This is a genomic window from Psychrobacter sp. KCTC 72983, assembly GCF_014280455.1.
In the GTDB taxonomy this organism is placed as follows: Bacteria; Pseudomonadota; Gammaproteobacteria; order Pseudomonadales; family Moraxellaceae; genus Psychrobacter; species Psychrobacter pacificensis.
Window position 1 is genome coordinate 2,589,873 of the sequence record NZ_CP060390.1, and the last position, 16,969, is coordinate 2,606,841.

Annotated in this window: 12 protein-coding genes; 8 read left to right on the plus strand and 4 right to left on the minus strand. The window is 44.1% G+C overall.

What is annotated here, in order from left to right:
• Nucleotides 1–300: 300 nt before the first annotated feature.
• The 6 genes from PSBA01_RS11095 to mmsB all read left to right on the plus strand — a co-directional run bounded on the left by PSBA01_RS11095 (nucleotide 301) and on the right by mmsB (nucleotide 8,630).
• Nucleotides 301–2,322, plus strand: a complete 2,022-nt coding sequence (locus PSBA01_RS11095) for a propionate--CoA ligase (RefSeq protein WP_071001716.1) — start codon at nucleotides 301–303, stop codon at nucleotides 2,320–2,322.
• 317 nt (nucleotides 2,323–2,639) lie between these two features.
• On the plus strand, nucleotides 2,640–4,124 hold the full coding sequence (locus PSBA01_RS11100) for a CoA-acylating methylmalonate-semialdehyde dehydrogenase (RefSeq protein WP_071001715.1): 1,485 nt from the start codon (nucleotides 2,640–2,642) through the stop codon (nucleotides 4,122–4,124).
• 186 nt (nucleotides 4,125–4,310) lie between these two features.
• Complete coding sequence (locus tag PSBA01_RS11105) at nucleotides 4,311–5,471, plus strand: acyl-CoA dehydrogenase family protein (protein ID WP_071001714.1); 1,161 nt, start codon at nucleotides 4,311–4,313, stop codon at nucleotides 5,469–5,471.
• A 32-nt stretch (nucleotides 5,472–5,503) separates the two neighbouring features.
• Nucleotides 5,504–6,286, plus strand: coding sequence for an enoyl-CoA hydratase (locus PSBA01_RS11110; protein ID WP_071001713.1), 783 nt, complete (start codon nucleotides 5,504–5,506; stop codon nucleotides 6,284–6,286).
• A gap of 71 nt (nucleotides 6,287–6,357) precedes the next feature.
• Nucleotides 6,358–7,617, plus strand: coding sequence for an enoyl-CoA hydratase/isomerase family protein (locus PSBA01_RS11115; protein WP_093069932.1), 1,260 nt, complete (start codon nucleotides 6,358–6,360; stop codon nucleotides 7,615–7,617).
• 71 nt (nucleotides 7,618–7,688) lie between these two features.
• Entirely contained in the window at nucleotides 7,689–8,630 is a 942-nt protein-coding gene (gene mmsB, locus PSBA01_RS11120) for a 3-hydroxyisobutyrate dehydrogenase (RefSeq protein ID WP_071001711.1), read from the plus strand.
• A 161-nt stretch (nucleotides 8,631–8,791) separates the two neighbouring features.
• Here the strand turns inward: mmsB and PSBA01_RS11125 are convergent, their stop codons facing one another.
• Nucleotides 8,792–9,550: an IclR family transcriptional regulator gene (locus tag PSBA01_RS11125; protein ID WP_093069935.1), complete on the minus strand. Its 759-nt coding sequence runs from the start codon at nucleotides 9,548–9,550 to the stop codon at nucleotides 8,792–8,794.
• A 594-nt stretch (nucleotides 9,551–10,144) separates the two neighbouring features.
• On the opposite strand from PSBA01_RS11125, the gene PSBA01_RS11130 reads away from it, so the two are divergent.
• Entirely contained in the window at nucleotides 10,145–11,032 is an 888-nt protein-coding gene (locus tag PSBA01_RS11130) for a hypothetical protein (RefSeq protein ID WP_186474372.1), read from the plus strand.
• 121 nt (nucleotides 11,033–11,153) lie between these two features.
• Here PSBA01_RS11130 and PSBA01_RS11135 read toward each other — a convergent pair whose 3' ends face one another.
• From PSBA01_RS11135 to PSBA01_RS11145, 3 genes are all read right to left on the minus strand, one after another.
• Nucleotides 11,154–11,957, minus strand: coding sequence for a 4'-phosphopantetheinyl transferase superfamily protein (locus PSBA01_RS11135; protein ID WP_186474373.1), 804 nt, complete (start codon nucleotides 11,955–11,957; stop codon nucleotides 11,154–11,156).
• A gap of 513 nt (nucleotides 11,958–12,470) precedes the next feature.
• Complete coding sequence (gene pal, locus PSBA01_RS11140; protein ID WP_093069940.1) at nucleotides 12,471–12,989, minus strand: peptidoglycan-associated lipoprotein Pal; 519 nt, start codon at nucleotides 12,987–12,989, stop codon at nucleotides 12,471–12,473.
• A 141-nt stretch (nucleotides 12,990–13,130) separates the two neighbouring features.
• Nucleotides 13,131–13,766 (minus strand): DUF6231 family protein, encoded by a 636-nt coding sequence (locus PSBA01_RS11145; protein ID WP_186474374.1) that lies wholly within the window; start codon nucleotides 13,764–13,766, stop codon nucleotides 13,131–13,133.
• Nucleotides 13,767–14,174: 408 nt separating this feature from the next.
• Here PSBA01_RS11145 and pepN point away from each other — a divergent pair, with 408 nt between their 5' ends.
• The gene (gene pepN, locus PSBA01_RS11150) at nucleotides 14,175–16,775 is read left to right on the plus strand and encodes an aminopeptidase N (protein ID WP_228724682.1); all 2,601 of its coding nucleotides are present in this window, start codon (nucleotides 14,175–14,177) and stop codon (nucleotides 16,773–16,775) included.
• Nucleotides 16,776–16,969: the final 194 nt, after the last annotated feature.

The window sequence follows — 16,969 nt, forward strand, 5'->3', positions numbered from 1 at the left end:
TTGAATGTCAAAACGCTTGTGCTCATCAAAATGTAATGCGTGTTGCACGCTTAACAGTTGACCTTTGTGATGGGCTCTGCTACATTTTAAACCGATACATAACGTATCGGTTTTTTAATTCTGGCAAGGATGACCAGTATTTATCAGGACATTGTTTACCGCAGTCACAACAGTGTAGCGTTGATAAAGCCAATCGCGTACAAAGATCATATCACGCGATACAAGTGCAATAACAACTTACCAATGCGCCGATTATAAAAAATCTTATCCCATTTCTCGTTTATGCTAAGGACAGCTACTATGAGCGACCACGCCCAACACCCAGTCTCTACTCTAGCGGCAGACGTGCCCACGTTCGCGGATATTTATCATGATTCCATTATGGCTCGAGAGAATTTTTGGGCTGAGCAAGCAAAGCGCATCTACTGGCATAAAGAGCCTGAGCAGATTCTCGATGACAGCAATCTGCCTTTTGCGAAATGGTTTGTTGGCGGTGAAACCAATCTTTGCTATAACTGTGTCGATCGTCATCTGCCAGACCGTGCAGAGCAAGATGCCTTTGTGTGGGTGTCATCAGAGATCAATCAAGAGTTAATAGAAACCTTTCCAGCGGTCGTTGATTCGTTTAAAGATCTGGGCAATAACGTTGAGTTTTATACAGATTATGCCAAGCGCCGCCTGACTTATAATGATTTATACAAAGAAGTGAATTACTTCGCAGACGTGCTACAGCGTCATGGTATTGGCAAAGGCGACTGTGTCATTATCTATATGCCAATGATTCTAGAAGCAGCATATGCCATGCTGGCTTGTGCTCGCATTGGTGCTATACACTCAGTCGTATTTGGCGGATTTGCCGCGCATAACTTGGCGATCCGCATGGATGATGCTGAGGCAAAAATGGTCATTACAGTGGATGCAAGTCTGCGTGATGGTAAGGTTATTAACTATAAAAATCTCGTCAATCAAGGCGTTGAACAAGCAGCAACCAAGCCTGAGCATGTATTAGTTGTCAATCGTGGTATTTTACCGTTTGAGCCGAGAGGTGTTGACGTCGATTATGCGACTGAACGACGTCACAGCTGCGAGGCCCATGCAGTTGTGGCACCAGTTTGGCTTGAATCCAACACACCGTCCTATCTGCTTTATACCTCTGGTACGACTGGCACACCAAAAGGGGTGCAACGTGATACTGGTGGTTATGCAGTCGCGCTGACGACCTCGATGGATTATGTCTATGATGGTAAGGCAGGCGAGACATTCTGGGCGATATCAGATATTGGCTGGGCGGTTGGGCATTCGTATACGATTTATGCGCCACTGCTAGCGGGTATGACCAGTGTTATGTACGAAGGCTTACCACACTTACCGAACCCAGGTATCTGGTGGCGTATCGTTGAAGCTAATAAAGTTAATATTCTATTTACGGCGCCTACAGGCGTACGTATGCTCAAAAAGCAAGATGAAAGCTGGATGACGCGCTACGATGTGTCTAGTGTCAAGTCGTTCTTTTTGGCAGGTGAGCCGCTTGATGAGTCAACGGCTAATTGGTTATCTCAGCATTTAGGCGTACCGATTCTAGATCACTATTGGCAGACAGAGTCTGGCTGGCCGATCTTGAGCCATACACCAAAATTCAATCATAAACCGCACAAGCAGGGCTCGCCCGGCTATCCTATGTATGGCTATGAAGCGAAAGTCCTCAATGAGGAAACAGGTGAACCTTGCAGGGCGGGTGAAAAAGGGTTGCTTGCGATTAAAGCGCCACTACCACCTGGCTGTCTCACCACGGTATGGCGTAACGATGAGCGCTTTGTCAGCAGCTACTTTGGTCTGTTTGATGGCCAGCAGTATTCTACCTCAGACTATGCAGTGACAGATGAAGACGGTTACTTTTACATCTTGGGGCGTACCGATGACGTGATAAACGTCGCAGGCCATCGAATAGGTACGCAAGAGATAGAAGAAGCAATTAGTACTCATCCAGAGATGGCAGAATGCGCTGTGGTAGGCATCCAAGATGAGCTAAAAGGCGAGCTACCAATTGCGTTCTGCGTCCTAAAAGATCAATCGCAAGTCGAAACCACCGAAAACCGCTTCCGCATTGAGCAGCAAGTCATAGGTGCTGTGGTCAAATCCTTAGGCGGTATTGCAAGGCCGGCGGCCATTTATTTCCCGCAGGCATTGCCAAAGACGCGCTCTGGCAAAATCCTACGCCGATCTATTCGGGCGTTAGCAGAGGACAGGCCTACCGGCGACATGTCGACGCTTGATAATCCAGCCGCTATTGATGCGATTAAGCAATCGATGAAGGATTATTAGTTGGTATAGGCTAGCAAATATGTTGGTTCCGCCTAAAAACTAGGTTGATCTTATTAGAAGCTCATGAGCAATCATGGGCTTTTTGTTTCTACTATTTGGATAAATCGCCTTTAACAAAACAAACTTAGCGAAAATTTTGATAAAGCGCTTGACCGTAAAATTGATTTATTGTTATAGTCAATAACGATACAAAATAAATCATTTTAAAATTTTATTTTCTATAAATATTTTGCAAATAACTATTTATAGCGCTTAACTTTTAATGAATACTCAGATACCGTCACACGGTAGTCTCGCAAAAAAGATAAGGATATCTTATGCACCACGTTCAGCAGCTCATCAATGGTCAGTTCGTACAATCAAATACCGACGAATGGATTGATATCACCGATCCAGCAACTCAAGAAGTCATCGCAAAAGTCCCTCAAACCACCAATGATGAGATTAATCAAGCGGTTGCCGCCGCACAGACAGCGTTTGAAACCTGGCGCAAAACGCCAATCACCACACGTGCGCGTATTTTTTTGACCTATCAAACACTTATTCGCGAGCATATGGATGGGTTGGCAGAAATCTTGACCGCAGAGCAAGGCAAAACGATTGCTGATGCGCGCGGTGATGTGTTCCGCGGTCTAGAAGTGGTAGAGCATGCCGCTGGTATCGCCAATTTGCAAATCGGCGACTTTGTAGAAAACGTCGCATCAGGCGTTGATACTTATAGTATTTGGCAACCACTCGGTGTTTGTGCTGGTATTACGCCGTTTAACTTCCCCGCGATGATTCCGCTATGGATGTTCCCAATGGCGATTGCTACGGGTAATACATTCATCCTAAAACCGTCTGAACAAGATCCGATGGTGACTATGCGCTTAGTTGAGCTAGCGATTGAAGCGGGAGTACCAGAAGGCGTGCTGAACGTAGTGCACGGTGGCAAGGCTACCGTTGATGCTATCTGTGATCATCCAGATATCAAAGCGGTTTCTTTTGTGGGTTCTACCAACGTTGGTAAACATGTCTATGAGCGTGCCAGCCAATCAGGTAAGCGCGCCCAATGCATGATGGGTGCAAAAAACCACGGTGTTATCTTACCTGATGCCAATAAAGAGCAAACGCTCAATCAGCTAGCGGGCGCGGCGTTCGGTGCCGCTGGTCAACGCTGTATGGCATTGTCAGTGGTCGTGCTAGTGGGCGCAGCTGGTGAATGGATTGACGAGATTAAAGCCAAAGCAGAAAGTTTAGTTGTCTCAGCAGGTAAAAATGACAAAGATTTAGGACCATTGATTTCTCCTGCTGCAAAAGCCCGTGTCGAGCATTTGATTGGAACTGGGGTAGAAGAGGGCGCAAGTTTACTACTTGACGGTCGCGGAATTACTGTTGAAGGGTTTGAGAACGGTAACTTTGTTGGGCCGACTATTTTTGATAATGTCACAAGCGACATGCAAATCTATAAAGAAGAAATATTCGGTCCCGTACTGTGTATTATGCGCGCTGATAGCTTGGACGAAGCAATTGCACTGCTTAATGCCAATCCACATGGCAATGGTACCGCGATATTTACCCAGTCAGGAGCGGCAGCCCACAAATTCCAACAAGATATCCAAGTCGGTCAAATCGGTATTAATTTGCCAATACCTGTGCCACTTCCAATGTTCTCATTCTCAGGTTCACGTGGCAGTAAACTTGGCGACCTAGGTCCTTATGGCAAGCAAGCCGTACAGTTCTATACTCAGACGAAGACAGTGACGGCACGTTGGTTCGATGATGAAGCGAGCCGCGGTGTTAACACGACGATTTCGATTTAATCGTCGGATTACTGTATTTTCGGTATAACGTTAATACGACTTGCGGTACTATTGAACGCAATTTTATTATCGTTATGCCGTTATCATATAGCGCTAATGTCCTATAAAATCTCTGACCAGCGTTTTTATTAACGTTTATCTGAGATTTAAGCCCTCTATTTGATCTATAAGAACAAGGATGACCCTATGGATTTTTCATTGACCGATGACCAAGTTGCTTTTCGTCAAACAGCCCGTCAGTTTGCGCAAAAAGAGCTTAAACCGAACGCTGCTGAATGGGATCGCACCTCGCATTTCCCAGTGGACATCATCAAAAAAACGGGTGAGCTTGGTTTTTTGGGACTATACACCAATCCAGAATATGATGGCTTGGGCCTGCCAAGACTCGACTCAGCAATGGTATTCGAAGAGCTGGCATGGGGTGATACGTCCGTGGCGGCTTATATGAGCATTCATAATATGGCCGCCTGGATGATCGGTGAGTATGGTAGCGAACCCTTATGCAAAAAATACTTGCCCAATATGGTCAGCGGTGAGTGGCTTGGCAGCTATTGCTTAACAGAGCCAAATGCAGGCTCTGATGCGGCCTCACTCCGTACCAAAGCGGAGAAGCAAGGCGATTACTACGTATTAAACGGTGAAAAAACCTTTATCTCTGGCGCAGGCTCGACCGATGTATTGGTGGTGATGGCGCGTACTGGTGGTGCTGGGCCAAAAGGTGTATCAGCGTTTGTTGTAGATGCCAATAGTGCTGGTATCGAATACGGCAAAAATGAGCATAAGATGGGCTGGAAAGCACAGCCGACACGAACGATTAGCTTTAAAGATGTCAAAGTCCCAGCAGAAAACCTGATAGGCGAAGAAGGTCAAGGTTTTCGTATCGCGATGAAAGGTCTAGACGGTGGTCGTATCAATATCGGTATTTGCGCGGTAGGAACGGCGCAGGCTGCATTAGAGACGGCAACCAGTTACGTACAAGAGCGCAGTCAATTTGGCAGTCCAATTGCTAGCTTACAGTCGGTACAGTTTAAACTTGCTGATATGTTGACTCAGACCATCGCTGCACGGCAAATGCTGTATCTTGCAGCGAGTAAAGTCGATAACAATGATGGGCAAGCGTCTACCTACTGCGCAATGGCCAAGCGTCTCTCCACCGACCTTTGTTTCGATGTTGCCAATGAAGCTCTGCAATTGCACGGCGGCTATGGGTATTTAAACGAGTATCCGCTCGAGCGTCATGTACGAGACTTACGTGTGCACCAAATTTTAGAAGGCACCAATGAGATCATGCGCGTGATTATTTCACGTCAAGTCTTGCAAGATGAAGGGCTAAGCCAACTTCGCTAATTTATCTCGATCTACTGAAACAAGGATGTTTTATGACAGATTATACCAATCTACAGCTATCGATCGATGGTCATACCGCAACATTGACGTTGAACAATCCACCTGCACATACGTGGACGATGGATAGTCTGCATGCGCTTAAGCAGCTCATCACAGATCTCAATGCCAATGACGATGTTTACGCATTAATCGTGCATGGAGATGGTGAAAAATTCTTCTCGGCTGGTGCAGATTTAAACAATTTTTCAGATGGTGATAAAGGCCGTGCGATAAGTATGGCGATTGCATTTGGTGAGGCGTTCGAAGCCCTGTCTGCCTATCGTGGTGTCAGTATCGCCGTCATCAACGGCTATGCGATGGGCGGTGGACTGGAGTGTGCGCTCGCGTGTGATATCCGTATCGCAGAAGCGCACGCCCAGATGGCACTGCCAGAGACAGGTGTGGGATTACTGCCCTGTGCAGGCGGTACGCAAAACCTACCTTGGCTAGTGGGTGAAGGTTGGGCCAAGCGCATGATACTGTGCGGTGAGCGCGTTGATGCAGAGACCGCATTGCGTATCGGTCTGGTTGAAGAGGTCACGGCAAAAGGTGAAGGTTTGCAAGCCGCTCAAGATTTGGCAAAAAAAGTCGCTAAGCAATCACCCGTCGCCGTCAGTTATTCTAAAGCGCTGATTCAAGCGGCTAGAGACACGCCACCTGCACAAAATCTTATTCATGAGCGTGAAGCTTTCGTTAAGCTATTTGACACAATGGATCAGCGTGAAGGGGTGCAAGCCTTTTTAGAAAAGCGTCAACCCAATTGGCAAAACAAATAAGCATTGCTTAAAATGCTTGGGTCATAACACTCATGACATTATTTAACTTTTTAACTTTGTAGGTCACTTTTATGACAGCAGCTACCGACGACACCCAAAACTCTTCGAACAATACCGAGCAAGAGGCATCTGTATTGTTCAATACTGAACCAACAGATTGCGGACATCTAATCGGGATAATGACACTTAATACCCCAAAATCGCTTAATGCGCTCAGTGTTGATATGTGTCAACTGCTAGCAGCGCAGTTAGAGGAGTGGCAAGCGGATGACCAAGTAGTGGCGATTGTGTTAAAAGGTGCAGGCGATAAGGCCTTTTGTGCAGGCGGTGATATTCGTAAGCTCTATGACAGTATGTCTACTAGTGCGCCGATACCAAACCCTTATGCCACTGAGTTTTTCAGTCACGAGTATCGTCTATATCGTCAAATGCACTTTTACTCAAAACCATTAATACTTTGGGGTGATGGCATTATCATGGGCGGCGGTATGGGGCTGATGGCAGGATGCAGTCATCGTATTGTCACTGAGCGCACACGTTTTGCTATGCCTGAGATTACCATTGGCTTATTTCCTGATGCCTCAGGCAGTTGGTTTTTGCAGCGAATGCCCGCCAAAACAGGTTTGTTCTTAGGCTTGACTGGCGCGATGTGTAACGCCAATGACGCGCTGTTGGCCAACCTAGCAGAGTATGCTGTTGCAAGTCATGATTATGATGCTGTCATACAACGTCTTAAGCAGAGCGACTGGCAAACGCTCGATAGTGCCAGTAGTTCAAACAAGTTCCATCATAATAGTGCGCATAGTATCGTCGGCCGTGCACTTGCTGAGCTGCCAGTAGCCGAGTTGTCTGATAGTAAGCTTGCGACCTACTGGCAGCCTATCCAAAAATTGATGAACAGTGGCGGTTTGGCAGATATCGATGCATTGCTACAAAGTGATGAAGCGCTAGTACAGTTAAATAAAGACTTTTCAGAAGACAGTTGGACTCAGCGAGCAGTTGCAACCTATCGTCATGGTTGCCCAGTGACAGCAGCGTTAACCTACGCGCTGTATCACAAAGTCGCTGATTTGTCGATAGAACAAGTTTTATATTTAGAAGCCAACGTGGCGGTACATTGTGCAGCCAATCCTGATTTCAAAGAAGGTGTGCGTGCATTATTGATTGATAAAGATAAAGATCCGCAGTGGTCGCGCTCGTTGGCAGACTGCGTAAGTGTAGAAGGCCAAGCGTATATCGATAAGCACTTTGCCAATCCTTATCCAAAAGGTGAGCACCCTCTAGAAGATTGGTTGGGTGAGGAAGCTTTGGGCAGTCAGTATGTGCGCTAATTATCTACTAACAAATATTGTCAAATAGTATGTAGCAATGGCTACATCATAAATCATCAAGGAGTGATGAGATGGGTACAAAAGATACAGTGATGATGGATAATAACTCTAAACCAAATATTGCCTTTATTGGGCTTGGTAATATGGGTGCGCCTATGGCAGAAAACTTATTAAAGGCAGGATATACACTTTCTGTCTTTGATTTGTCTGATGCAGCAACCCAGCGCCTAGAAAAAGCAGGTGCTCGCGTGGCACAGAGTCCTAAAGATGCGGCGAGCAATGCTCAAGTTGTCATTAGTATGCTGCCGGCGGGTCAGCATGTGCACTCTGTGTATCTGGGCGATAGTGGCGCTAATGGTCTGCTGGCAGAATTACCAAAAGGCACGCTTGTGATTGATAGTAGTACAATAGCGGCTGCTGATGCTAGGACAGTGGCAGACGCTGCAAGCCATCTTGGCATCGACTTTTTGGATGCCCCCGTGTCTGGCGGGACAGGCGGGGCGATTGCTGGTAGCTTGACCTTTATTATTGGTGGTGATGACGACGCTTTTGCCAAAGCTGAGCCGATACTCGCTGTAATGGGGAAAAATATTTTTCATGCAGGCGAACATGGTGCAGGACAAGTTGCGAAGATTTGCAACAACATGCTGTTAGGTATCCTAATGGCAGGCACGGCAGAGGCGATTAATTTAGGGGTGAAGAACGGTCTAGATCCCAAAGTATTATCAGATATTATGCTACAAAGCTCAGGCCGTAACTGGACGTTAGAGGTCTATAACCCTTATCCGCAAGTTATGGAAAACGTTCCCTCTAGCAATGGCTACCAAGGTGGCTTTATGAGTAAGCTGATGCAAAAAGATCTCAATCTTGCTATGCAAACGGCAAAGGATACTCATGTAGACACGCCAATGGGTGCCAAGGCAACAGAGTTATATGCCACGCATACGCTTGAGAACGGTGATAAAGACTTCTCTAGTATTATGGGCCGTCATGATGCCTCGGTATTGTTTTAGAATTACCTTAGAAATAACGACTCATATACTCAATCACTCTTACTATCGTGAATAGTGAGGACTGATTAAAGAGGGCTTGTTAGATGAAAAAAGGTTCATGCTACATTTATAGCATGAACCTTTTTTTATTTGATCATAGTAATGAATGAGCAATGACTCTATTAGCTTTGTAAGTCATACACGAGAGCTTGAATATCTTGCGCTGCTTGCTGTAGTCGAGGTACATGAGTCAGTAATTCGTCGAGCGATACGCGTATCGTTGGTGCATGCAGGTACAATGAGGCCAGATAGCGCGACTTTTTATCTAATATAGGCACCGCCACCCCCACCATTTCAGAGATAAACTCCTCGTTATCAATACCAATGCCAGTGGTAGCGATACGGTCGAGCTCGGCATTCAAAGCATCAATATCGGTGATGGTGTTTTTGGTGAATTTGTCTAATGGTAAACCCTGCAATATTTTATTACGACTGGTGGTAGACAGTTGGCTCAAATACAATTTACCAGTTGCCGTACACCACATGGGCGACTTTGCACCTACTGGGAGGTATATCTGCAATGGTAAGGTCGTTTGTGCGCGGTTGGTATAAATCATATTCATATGATAAGGAACACCGATACCGCAAGTTTCTTTAAGCTCATCAACCAGTTTTTGCAAAATCATCTGGCGCTCATTAAATAATAAGCGCTGCTGCCAAAGCTCAACGCTCAGATTGCGAACCCGTTTACCAGGAACAATACCGCCACCGATATCAACGGTCAAAAAACCATCGTCGACCAAATTCTGAATTAAACGGTGTATGGTCGGTTTAGGAATATCCAACTCTTGCGATAGCTCAAGTGGAGAGAGAGGTTTAGAAGCATATGACACGGCTTCTATGATCTCTAACACACGGGTGATCGAGGATACTTTAGGCATATAAAAGGCTCAGTAGTAGTAAAAGGGGGTGAGGCTGACGAGACTATAATGTTTTCATAACGAAGATAAATAGTAATAAATCTGCATTCCCACAATAGATCTATTTCTATGTCTAATTTAGCACAATATCAAGCTGAGACAAGGCTTGGTGACACTATATAAGAACATTTGTACTGTTAGCTTCCATATTTACAATTTTTTCTAAGCGAAACAGTAGATACCTCAACTCACACATTGCAACATTCTGTAGTAATAAGCTATATAACTGCTGTTGAGTTGAGTGGCTTACCCAGACATTATGATGAAACATTTTGTAATACCCTCACATGAACATTAAGCGGACCAGTATTCATGTCTACACTGATTAATTGCTTTGAGAGAGTTGTGTAACAGGAATTCAAAGTTTTGCAGGTTGGTGTAGCAATTATTACAGTAACTATGCAATCTTTACATAACGGCAAATAAAAAGCGCATCCATGGGGGTGACTTTTTGAGTCAAAATTGTTTTAATCTCTTCAACAAAATGGTGGTTTAGAAAAGAGCAAAATTATCATTTTTTACGGGCGAGTTACTTTACACTTTAGGAGAATAATTATGAAACTTATTAAACTTACAGCTATCTCTGCTGCTGTTCTAGCATCAACTGCTGCATTAGCAGCTGATCCGGTTATCGTTGTTGATAACAACGATGCGGTAGTATACGAAGCTGAGCCAGTGGCTGTTGCCTACCAAGCAGAACCTGCTTACGCATATAACTCTGATGCTGGTATCGTACGCAACACTACTGGTGCTGTAGTTGGTGGTACTAAAACTTTCTTCCAAACAGCTGTTAACCCAGCATCTGTTAGTGCTGAAGTTGGTACTCTAGGTTATGGTGCTAACATCGGTTGGTCACTTAACGAGAAAACTGAACTACAAGCTGGTTGGGCAGGTGGCGATGTTGCTGAGCTTTTCGGTGGTGATTTTGACGCAAAGGACATCAATTATGATGTTGATAGTGACTTTAGCAACCCGTATCTAGGTGTGCAATTGCGTCCTACTGGTAACTGGTTCACTATGGGTGCTGGTATCATCGTTCCTGACAACGATATTGATGTAAGAGCTAATGCTGAAGGCGAGGGTTATTACAGCATCGATGGCAACAAATATTATGCTGGCACGGCAACTGCGGAGCAACGTCTTGAAGAGGATTTTGGCGGCGAAAATGTAGGTAACCTAGAAGGCTCTATAGAACATCGCAATAAATTAGCCCCTTACTTAACTGTTGGCTTCCGCCCTAACATTACGAATAATTTCGGTGTATTTGGTGAAGTTGGTGCAGCATACTTGGGTAAAGTAGACGCAGATGTCCGCTATACTGGTGAAGATGGTAACACTGTCGCAGCAAATCAAGCTGCTCGTGATGCAGAAAATGATTTAGAAGATAAAAACTGGCTAGAATGGATGCCAATCGTTAAACTTGGTGCAACTTACCGTTTTTAATCTAATCACAGTGTAAATACTGTTATTAGAAGAGAATAAAAAAAACGACCCTTTCTAGGGTCGTTTTTTTATGTCTAGAAGAAAGCGAAGATAATAAATACGAGAGCATTGCCAGATATGATCAAAAAACGACGACTGTTTGATCTGCTTGCAATACTGCAATTTGGTGATTGGATTGATCGTTAGTATGACTGATAGTAATAAGGTCTTTATTCATATCATCAGTCAAGGCAGGAATGACATCAGAGTAATCTATACCTAAACCTTGTGCCAAAGTGTACTGATGGATCTTGATAAAGCTTTCTTTGATTTGCCATAGTAACTTTGCAATATAATCACGCTGATTTTTTGGTAATGTCTGTAAGATAGTAACTTCATTATCTGAGTAAAAACGCTTGACGATATGCCAAGCAACATCATTGTGCTCGATATCGATGCCAGCAGGGCGACGACGACTGATGACCGCTGCTATTTTGCTGTATGAAATAGCAGCGATATTTTGATGAGATTTTTTATTAAATTCGTCTTTGTTATGAGCGGCTGTATGGCTAAAACAGACGTAATACTTGCTTTTGCTAAGGCGATAGGGAAAGCTCGACTCATCTAAGGTATCGCTGATTTCTAGCTTATTGAGTAGCGCTTGTAGTAACTGTCTCACACCTTGGCGCTGCTGTTGACGTTGCCTATGAGCAATACTACGTTTTGATATTGGTTTTTGTACTGCATGATAATGCCATTTGAAATGACGAAGCTCAGTAAAGACTATATGTGATGATGGATATACTGATAACCAGTATGAGTCGTTCCACGCGCTGCTAATTCCTACAGGACTGGATAAGCCGCTTACTTGAGCAGTCACGCACCAAGTTTCATGGTCGAGTTGAGTAAGTTGGACGTTAGTGATATTTAGTACTGGTATTATCATGAGTAGTCATTGGGGCTTGTTGAACATGCGCAAATAGGCACTGCTGATCGCTAAAATTGTTCCAGACAAGGCACAAAGCGACGATAATGCAGATGCCTTAGCGAGATTTGTAACGCAGTATGGGGCAATTTTAGCATCAGCCCATTTTAGCATCAGCCCATTTTAGCATCAGCCCATTTTAGCATCAGCCCGCAGGGACAGGACTCTTTTTTGCCGCTTCATCGTTAAAAATAAGCGCTTAGAATGACTAAACTTATTATTTTTAACATCGAATCGCCTAACAAATAGTCGCTGTCAGTGCCATGGTCGAATGTTCAACACGCCCTAGTATTTTTAATTGAAAACGAAGTTTTTTTAGAAATGTAAATAATGTGTTCAAAATTAGGTATCTTACATTTGAGTTTGAAATATTTATATCTTACTTAGCTCAATAGAATATAAAAAGCCCAGTAATATAACATTACTGGGCTTTTTTAAGGCAAATGATTTTTAATGACGCTTAGTTAATGACACTTAATAAGACAGCTCAGCACGGCGGTTTTGTGCATAAGCATCTTCGGTGTTGCCAGCCGCTGCAGGACGTTCTTCACCATAGCTAATGACACGGATGTTGTTGGCGGCGACACCCTGAGCAGCAAGATAATTACGTGCTGCTTGGGCGCGGCGCTCACCGAGTGCCATATTGTATTCACGGCTACCGCGCTCATCAGTATGACCTGCGATAACGACACCAGCTGCTGGGTTTGAGTTTAATAGGCTCACGTGTTGGTTAAGGACACTCGCCGCTTGCGCAGTGATTTCGCTGCTATCAAAAGCAAAGTAGACAACCGCTTGTAAGTTTTCAGCACCAGTAATGACAGCGGCTGAGTTATCAACGATGACGGCACCATTATAGCCAACTTGACCACCTGGAATACCTAGCGGCGCGACCACAACCTCTGAGGTAGCACGTTTAGTCGCACAACCTGTAGTGAGTGCAACGGCGCTTGATAGTACAGCTAAAACAGCGATCTTAGAAAAACTGATTGACATGACGAGCTCCTAAAATTTTAATTAAATTTATTTTTTAAACTGCTTACGATAAAACTCAGGCAATCTTTAGACATCATATACTAACTGTTAATTTATGTAAGTATTTTTACTGTAAATAACGATAGATAGATATGTAACGTATCACCAGCGGTGTTTGCCCCAGTTTTCAGGATTGGCCCAGTAATCAGCATTGAGCCAATTCGGTAGCTGTTTATAATCATATAAATTGAACTGCCAAAGCGCCGCTGATACAGTGGAAGATGTTATGGATTCAATATCACTAATATCTAAAGATGGCTCGCTTAAGATATCAAATGGCGTAAACCCATAAGGTTTCAAATCAATGGAACTATCAAGCGCAACCAGCAAGTGTGCTGCATAGAGATCACGATAACGCATGAGGGCAGGGATGTATTGATGTAACAGCTCTTTTGAGAGGGTGGGTAGCCAAAAGCAAGCAAGCTCGTATCGTTCAAGCACAGGCTGTTTAGCAAGCTCTGATAAAGTGGAGACGTGCCATGCTTCAGCTGATACGTTATTATCATCTTTAACATTCGTATCTTTAATATGTGTAGTTTTCTTGAGCTGTGTTTGCAGAGTTGATAATTCTGTTTTGTCGTGTGCTACCCATAACAGCTGAGTAGTGTCATCAGTCTGTCCAGTTATCGTTTGTGCTTGTTTATCAAGTGAGCTATCAAGCGAAGGCATGAGCGCATCAACATACTCTATCAGTAGAGGTAACGTGATCTTTGAGTATTTGGCAGTGTGTGTTGTCATATAATAAGCCGTTTATGAAAGGTGAGTTATTAGTGCGCCTATTAAATCATTTTCATCGGCATTATCCAATTGATAACGTGAGCCAATTGTTGATTTAATCATTCATATAGAGGCTAACCAACACACATGAATGTATACGAGGAAATGTATATGAAGGATAAACTCAGTTATCTCGATGCCCATACTTGAAATATAAGGATTTAGGTCAATCTACCTATAAGCAGGAAACCATATATAACATGCGCCCGTTGTGACTTTCATTGTGACTTTGAGCACCATAAACGTTGCTATCAAGACGAAAGCTATAATGCGAATAGCAAAACAATAACACTCATAACATATCATCAATAATAATAGGAAATTACCATGTCTACTGCTGAAACCGATGCTCAGATCATCAATCCTGAAATGCCAGATGTACCCCCACATGCACCAAGTAAAATTAATCTAAAGGATTACCAAAAACCAAGTTTTGATGTGGAAACGGTCCATTTGGACATCAAGCTGTTTGAAGATTATGCTCAGGTAAATAGTATGCTTAAGATGGTACGCCAAACCACAGGGAATATTGTCTTATTTGGCGAATCGTTAGAGCTGCTGTCTATTATCATGAATGATAAAGCGTTAACATCTGAGCACTACCAGCAAGAAGATGGCAAGCTAACGATTTATGAAGCACCTGATGAGGTTATCTTAGACATTCAGGTACGTATCTGCCCGCAAACTAACACCGCGCTTGAAGGTCTATACATGGCAGGTAGTGGTGACGACACCATGTTTGTGACTCAGTGCGAACCAGAAGGTTTCCGTAAGATTACTTTTTATCCTGATCGCCCTGATGTACTCGCGATATTTACCACTCGACTGGAAGCCGATAAGCGCTATCCGACGTTATTGGCTAACGGTAATTTAGTTGAAGCAGGCGAGGTTGCTGATGCGCCAGAGCGTCATTATGCGATTTGGCAGGATCCAACCAACAAGCCCAGCTATTTATTTGCCTGTGTTATTGCTGATTTGGATGTGTTGACAGACTCTTATACGACCAGCGAAGGTCGGGACGTATTACTTGAGGTTTACGCAAAATCTGCCGATATCGATAAATGTGATGTTGGTATGCAAGCCTTAAAAGACGCCATGAGATGGGATGAGGTCAATTACGGCCGAGCCTATGATTTAGATCGCTATATGATTGTGGCAGTCAGTCAGTTCAATATGGGCGCAATGGAGAATAAGGGTCTTAATATCTTTAACACCGCTTGTGTGTTATCTAGCCCTGAGACCACTACTGATGCGCGCAGTTTTAGCGTAAAAGCCATTATTGCTCACGAATATTTTCACAACTGGACGGGTAACCGTATCACGTGCCGTGATTGGTTTCAGCTGTGTTTGAAAGAAGGTTTTACGGTTTACCGTGATCAGTCGTTTTCAGCAGATCAGCAATCAAGTGCGGTACAGCGTATTGATGATGTGGCGACCTTGCGTGCACATCAATTTGCAGAGGATGCAGGCCCATTAGCACATCCAGTACGCCCAGAGAGCTTTGTTGAGATTAATAACTTTTATACGACAACCGTCTATGAGAAAGGCGCTGAAATCGTACGAATGATTGCCAACACATTAGGGCCGGATGATTTTCGCAAAGGAACAGACGAGTATTTCCGTCGTTACGATGGACAAGCGGTCACGGTAGAAGACTTTTTATCAGCCCTTAGCATCACTGATGACAAAATCGAGGACTTTATCGACTGGTATCGTCAGCCAGGTACGCCAGTGGTATCGGGCTCTCAAACTTATGATAGTGCAGCGCAGACATTAACGATTACTTTGAATCAGCAAACACGTCATGTGAAAGGCTTTGATGCACCAAAACCGTTGCCGATACCTGTAGCAACCGCACTGTTTGATAAAGATTCAGGCGCTATCGTCGCTGAGCGTATGTTATTGCTTGACGAGGCGACGCAAACGTTTGTGTTTGAAAATGTCGCAAGTGAGCCTGTTGTGTCTTTACTGCGTGATTTTAGTGCGCCAGTACAGCTCAACTATGATTACCAAGATGCAGACTTAGCATTTTTGCTCAAGCATGAAACCAATGGGTTTAACCGCTGGCAAGTCACCCAAATGCTGGTCAACCGTATTTTACTGCAAAGCCAAGGTGCGAAGAGCAGTCCTGATGTGTATTTAGAAGCCTTGGCACAGACGTTGCCCGTTTTAGCAGCTGATGATGCGATGCTGGCTGCACGATTACTTGATATTCCATCAGCGCAAGAGCTGGCTTCTGCTATTCCTCAAGACTACGATCCGGTACTAGTGAAAGAGCAGCGCGATGGACTATATCAGCAAGTAGCAGATAAATTAAAAGATCAATGGGCTACGTTATACAATGATCTGCCAATGCAGTCTTATGAAGACAGTGCTCAAGCTCGAGGCATTCGTGCGCTGCGTAATGTGGTGCTTGATATGGCACTGACTGCTAACGTTGAAGGTGCAGCCGACTGGGCACAACAGCAATATGATCATGCCAGCTGTATGACGGAGCGCTTTGGTGCATTAAAAGCAATGGTCAATCATCAGCTGCCAAAAGCCAATGATTATTTGACCGATTTCTATAAGCGTTTCCAAGCAAATGATTTGGTGATTGATCTGTGGTTCAGTGTGCAAGCCGCCGCTGATGATGTGACACCTGATGTTATCAAGTCGTTAATTGCTCATACCGATTTTGATTGGAATACCCCTAATCGTGTCCGTTCAGTTATCGGTGCCTTTAGCTCGCAACCAACAGTACTATGGACAGCAGAGGGTCTGAAGATGTATACAGACGTGATCAAAAAACTCGATGATGCCAACCCTGTATTGGCGTCGCGACTGCTACAAGTGCTGGCACGCTGGAATACGTTGGCTGAACCACGTCGTCAAATGGCGCATGAGCAGCTAACAGACTTACGCAAGAACGTTGCATCCAAGCATGTGCTTGAAAGCTTAGAGAGTGTATTAGGTGCTGCAAATAGCTGATTGATAATAGCTAGGAAATAATTTAGCTGTAGTATTAACTTTAAAATAAAGCCAACCTCAAACTAGAGTTGGCTTTATTTAATTGAGCGTATAGCATTAATTGTCATTAAGAATTAAGCTACTCAAGAAAATGTTTTTCTTAAAATTCTCCCAATAAAAAGCCCCTTTCGTATCAGTACGAAAAGGGCTTTCTA

Excerpts from the sequence above, each read along its gene's own strand:
- mmsB (WP_071001711.1), top strand. The coding sequence starts at position 7,689 with ATGGGTACAAAAGATACAGTGATGATGGATAATAACTCTAAACCAAAT.
- PSBA01_RS11115 (WP_093069932.1), top strand. The coding sequence starts at position 6,358 with ATGACAGCAGCTACCGACGACACCCAAAACTCTTCGAACAATACCGAG.
- pepN (WP_228724682.1), top strand. The coding sequence starts at position 14,175 with ATGCCAGATGTACCCCCACATGCACCAAGTAAAATTAATCTAAAGGAT.
- PSBA01_RS11095 (WP_071001716.1), top strand. The coding sequence starts at position 301 with ATGAGCGACCACGCCCAACACCCAGTCTCTACTCTAGCGGCAGACGTG.
- PSBA01_RS11135 (WP_186474373.1), bottom strand. The coding sequence starts at position 11,957 with ATGATAATACCAGTACTAAATATCACTAACGTCCAACTTACTCAACTC.
- PSBA01_RS11130 (WP_186474372.1), top strand. The coding sequence starts at position 10,145 with ATGAAACTTATTAAACTTACAGCTATCTCTGCTGCTGTTCTAGCATCA.
- PSBA01_RS11125 (WP_093069935.1), bottom strand. The coding sequence starts at position 9,550 with ATGCCTAAAGTATCCTCGATCACCCGTGTGTTAGAGATCATAGAAGCC.
- PSBA01_RS11110 (WP_071001713.1), top strand. The coding sequence starts at position 5,504 with ATGACAGATTATACCAATCTACAGCTATCGATCGATGGTCATACCGCA.
- PSBA01_RS11100 (WP_071001715.1), top strand. The coding sequence starts at position 2,640 with ATGCACCACGTTCAGCAGCTCATCAATGGTCAGTTCGTACAATCAAAT.
- pal (WP_093069940.1), bottom strand. The coding sequence starts at position 12,989 with ATGTCAATCAGTTTTTCTAAGATCGCTGTTTTAGCTGTACTATCAAGC.
- PSBA01_RS11105 (WP_071001714.1), top strand. The coding sequence starts at position 4,311 with ATGGATTTTTCATTGACCGATGACCAAGTTGCTTTTCGTCAAACAGCC.
- PSBA01_RS11145 (WP_186474374.1), bottom strand. The coding sequence starts at position 13,766 with ATGACAACACACACTGCCAAATACTCAAAGATCACGTTACCTCTACTG.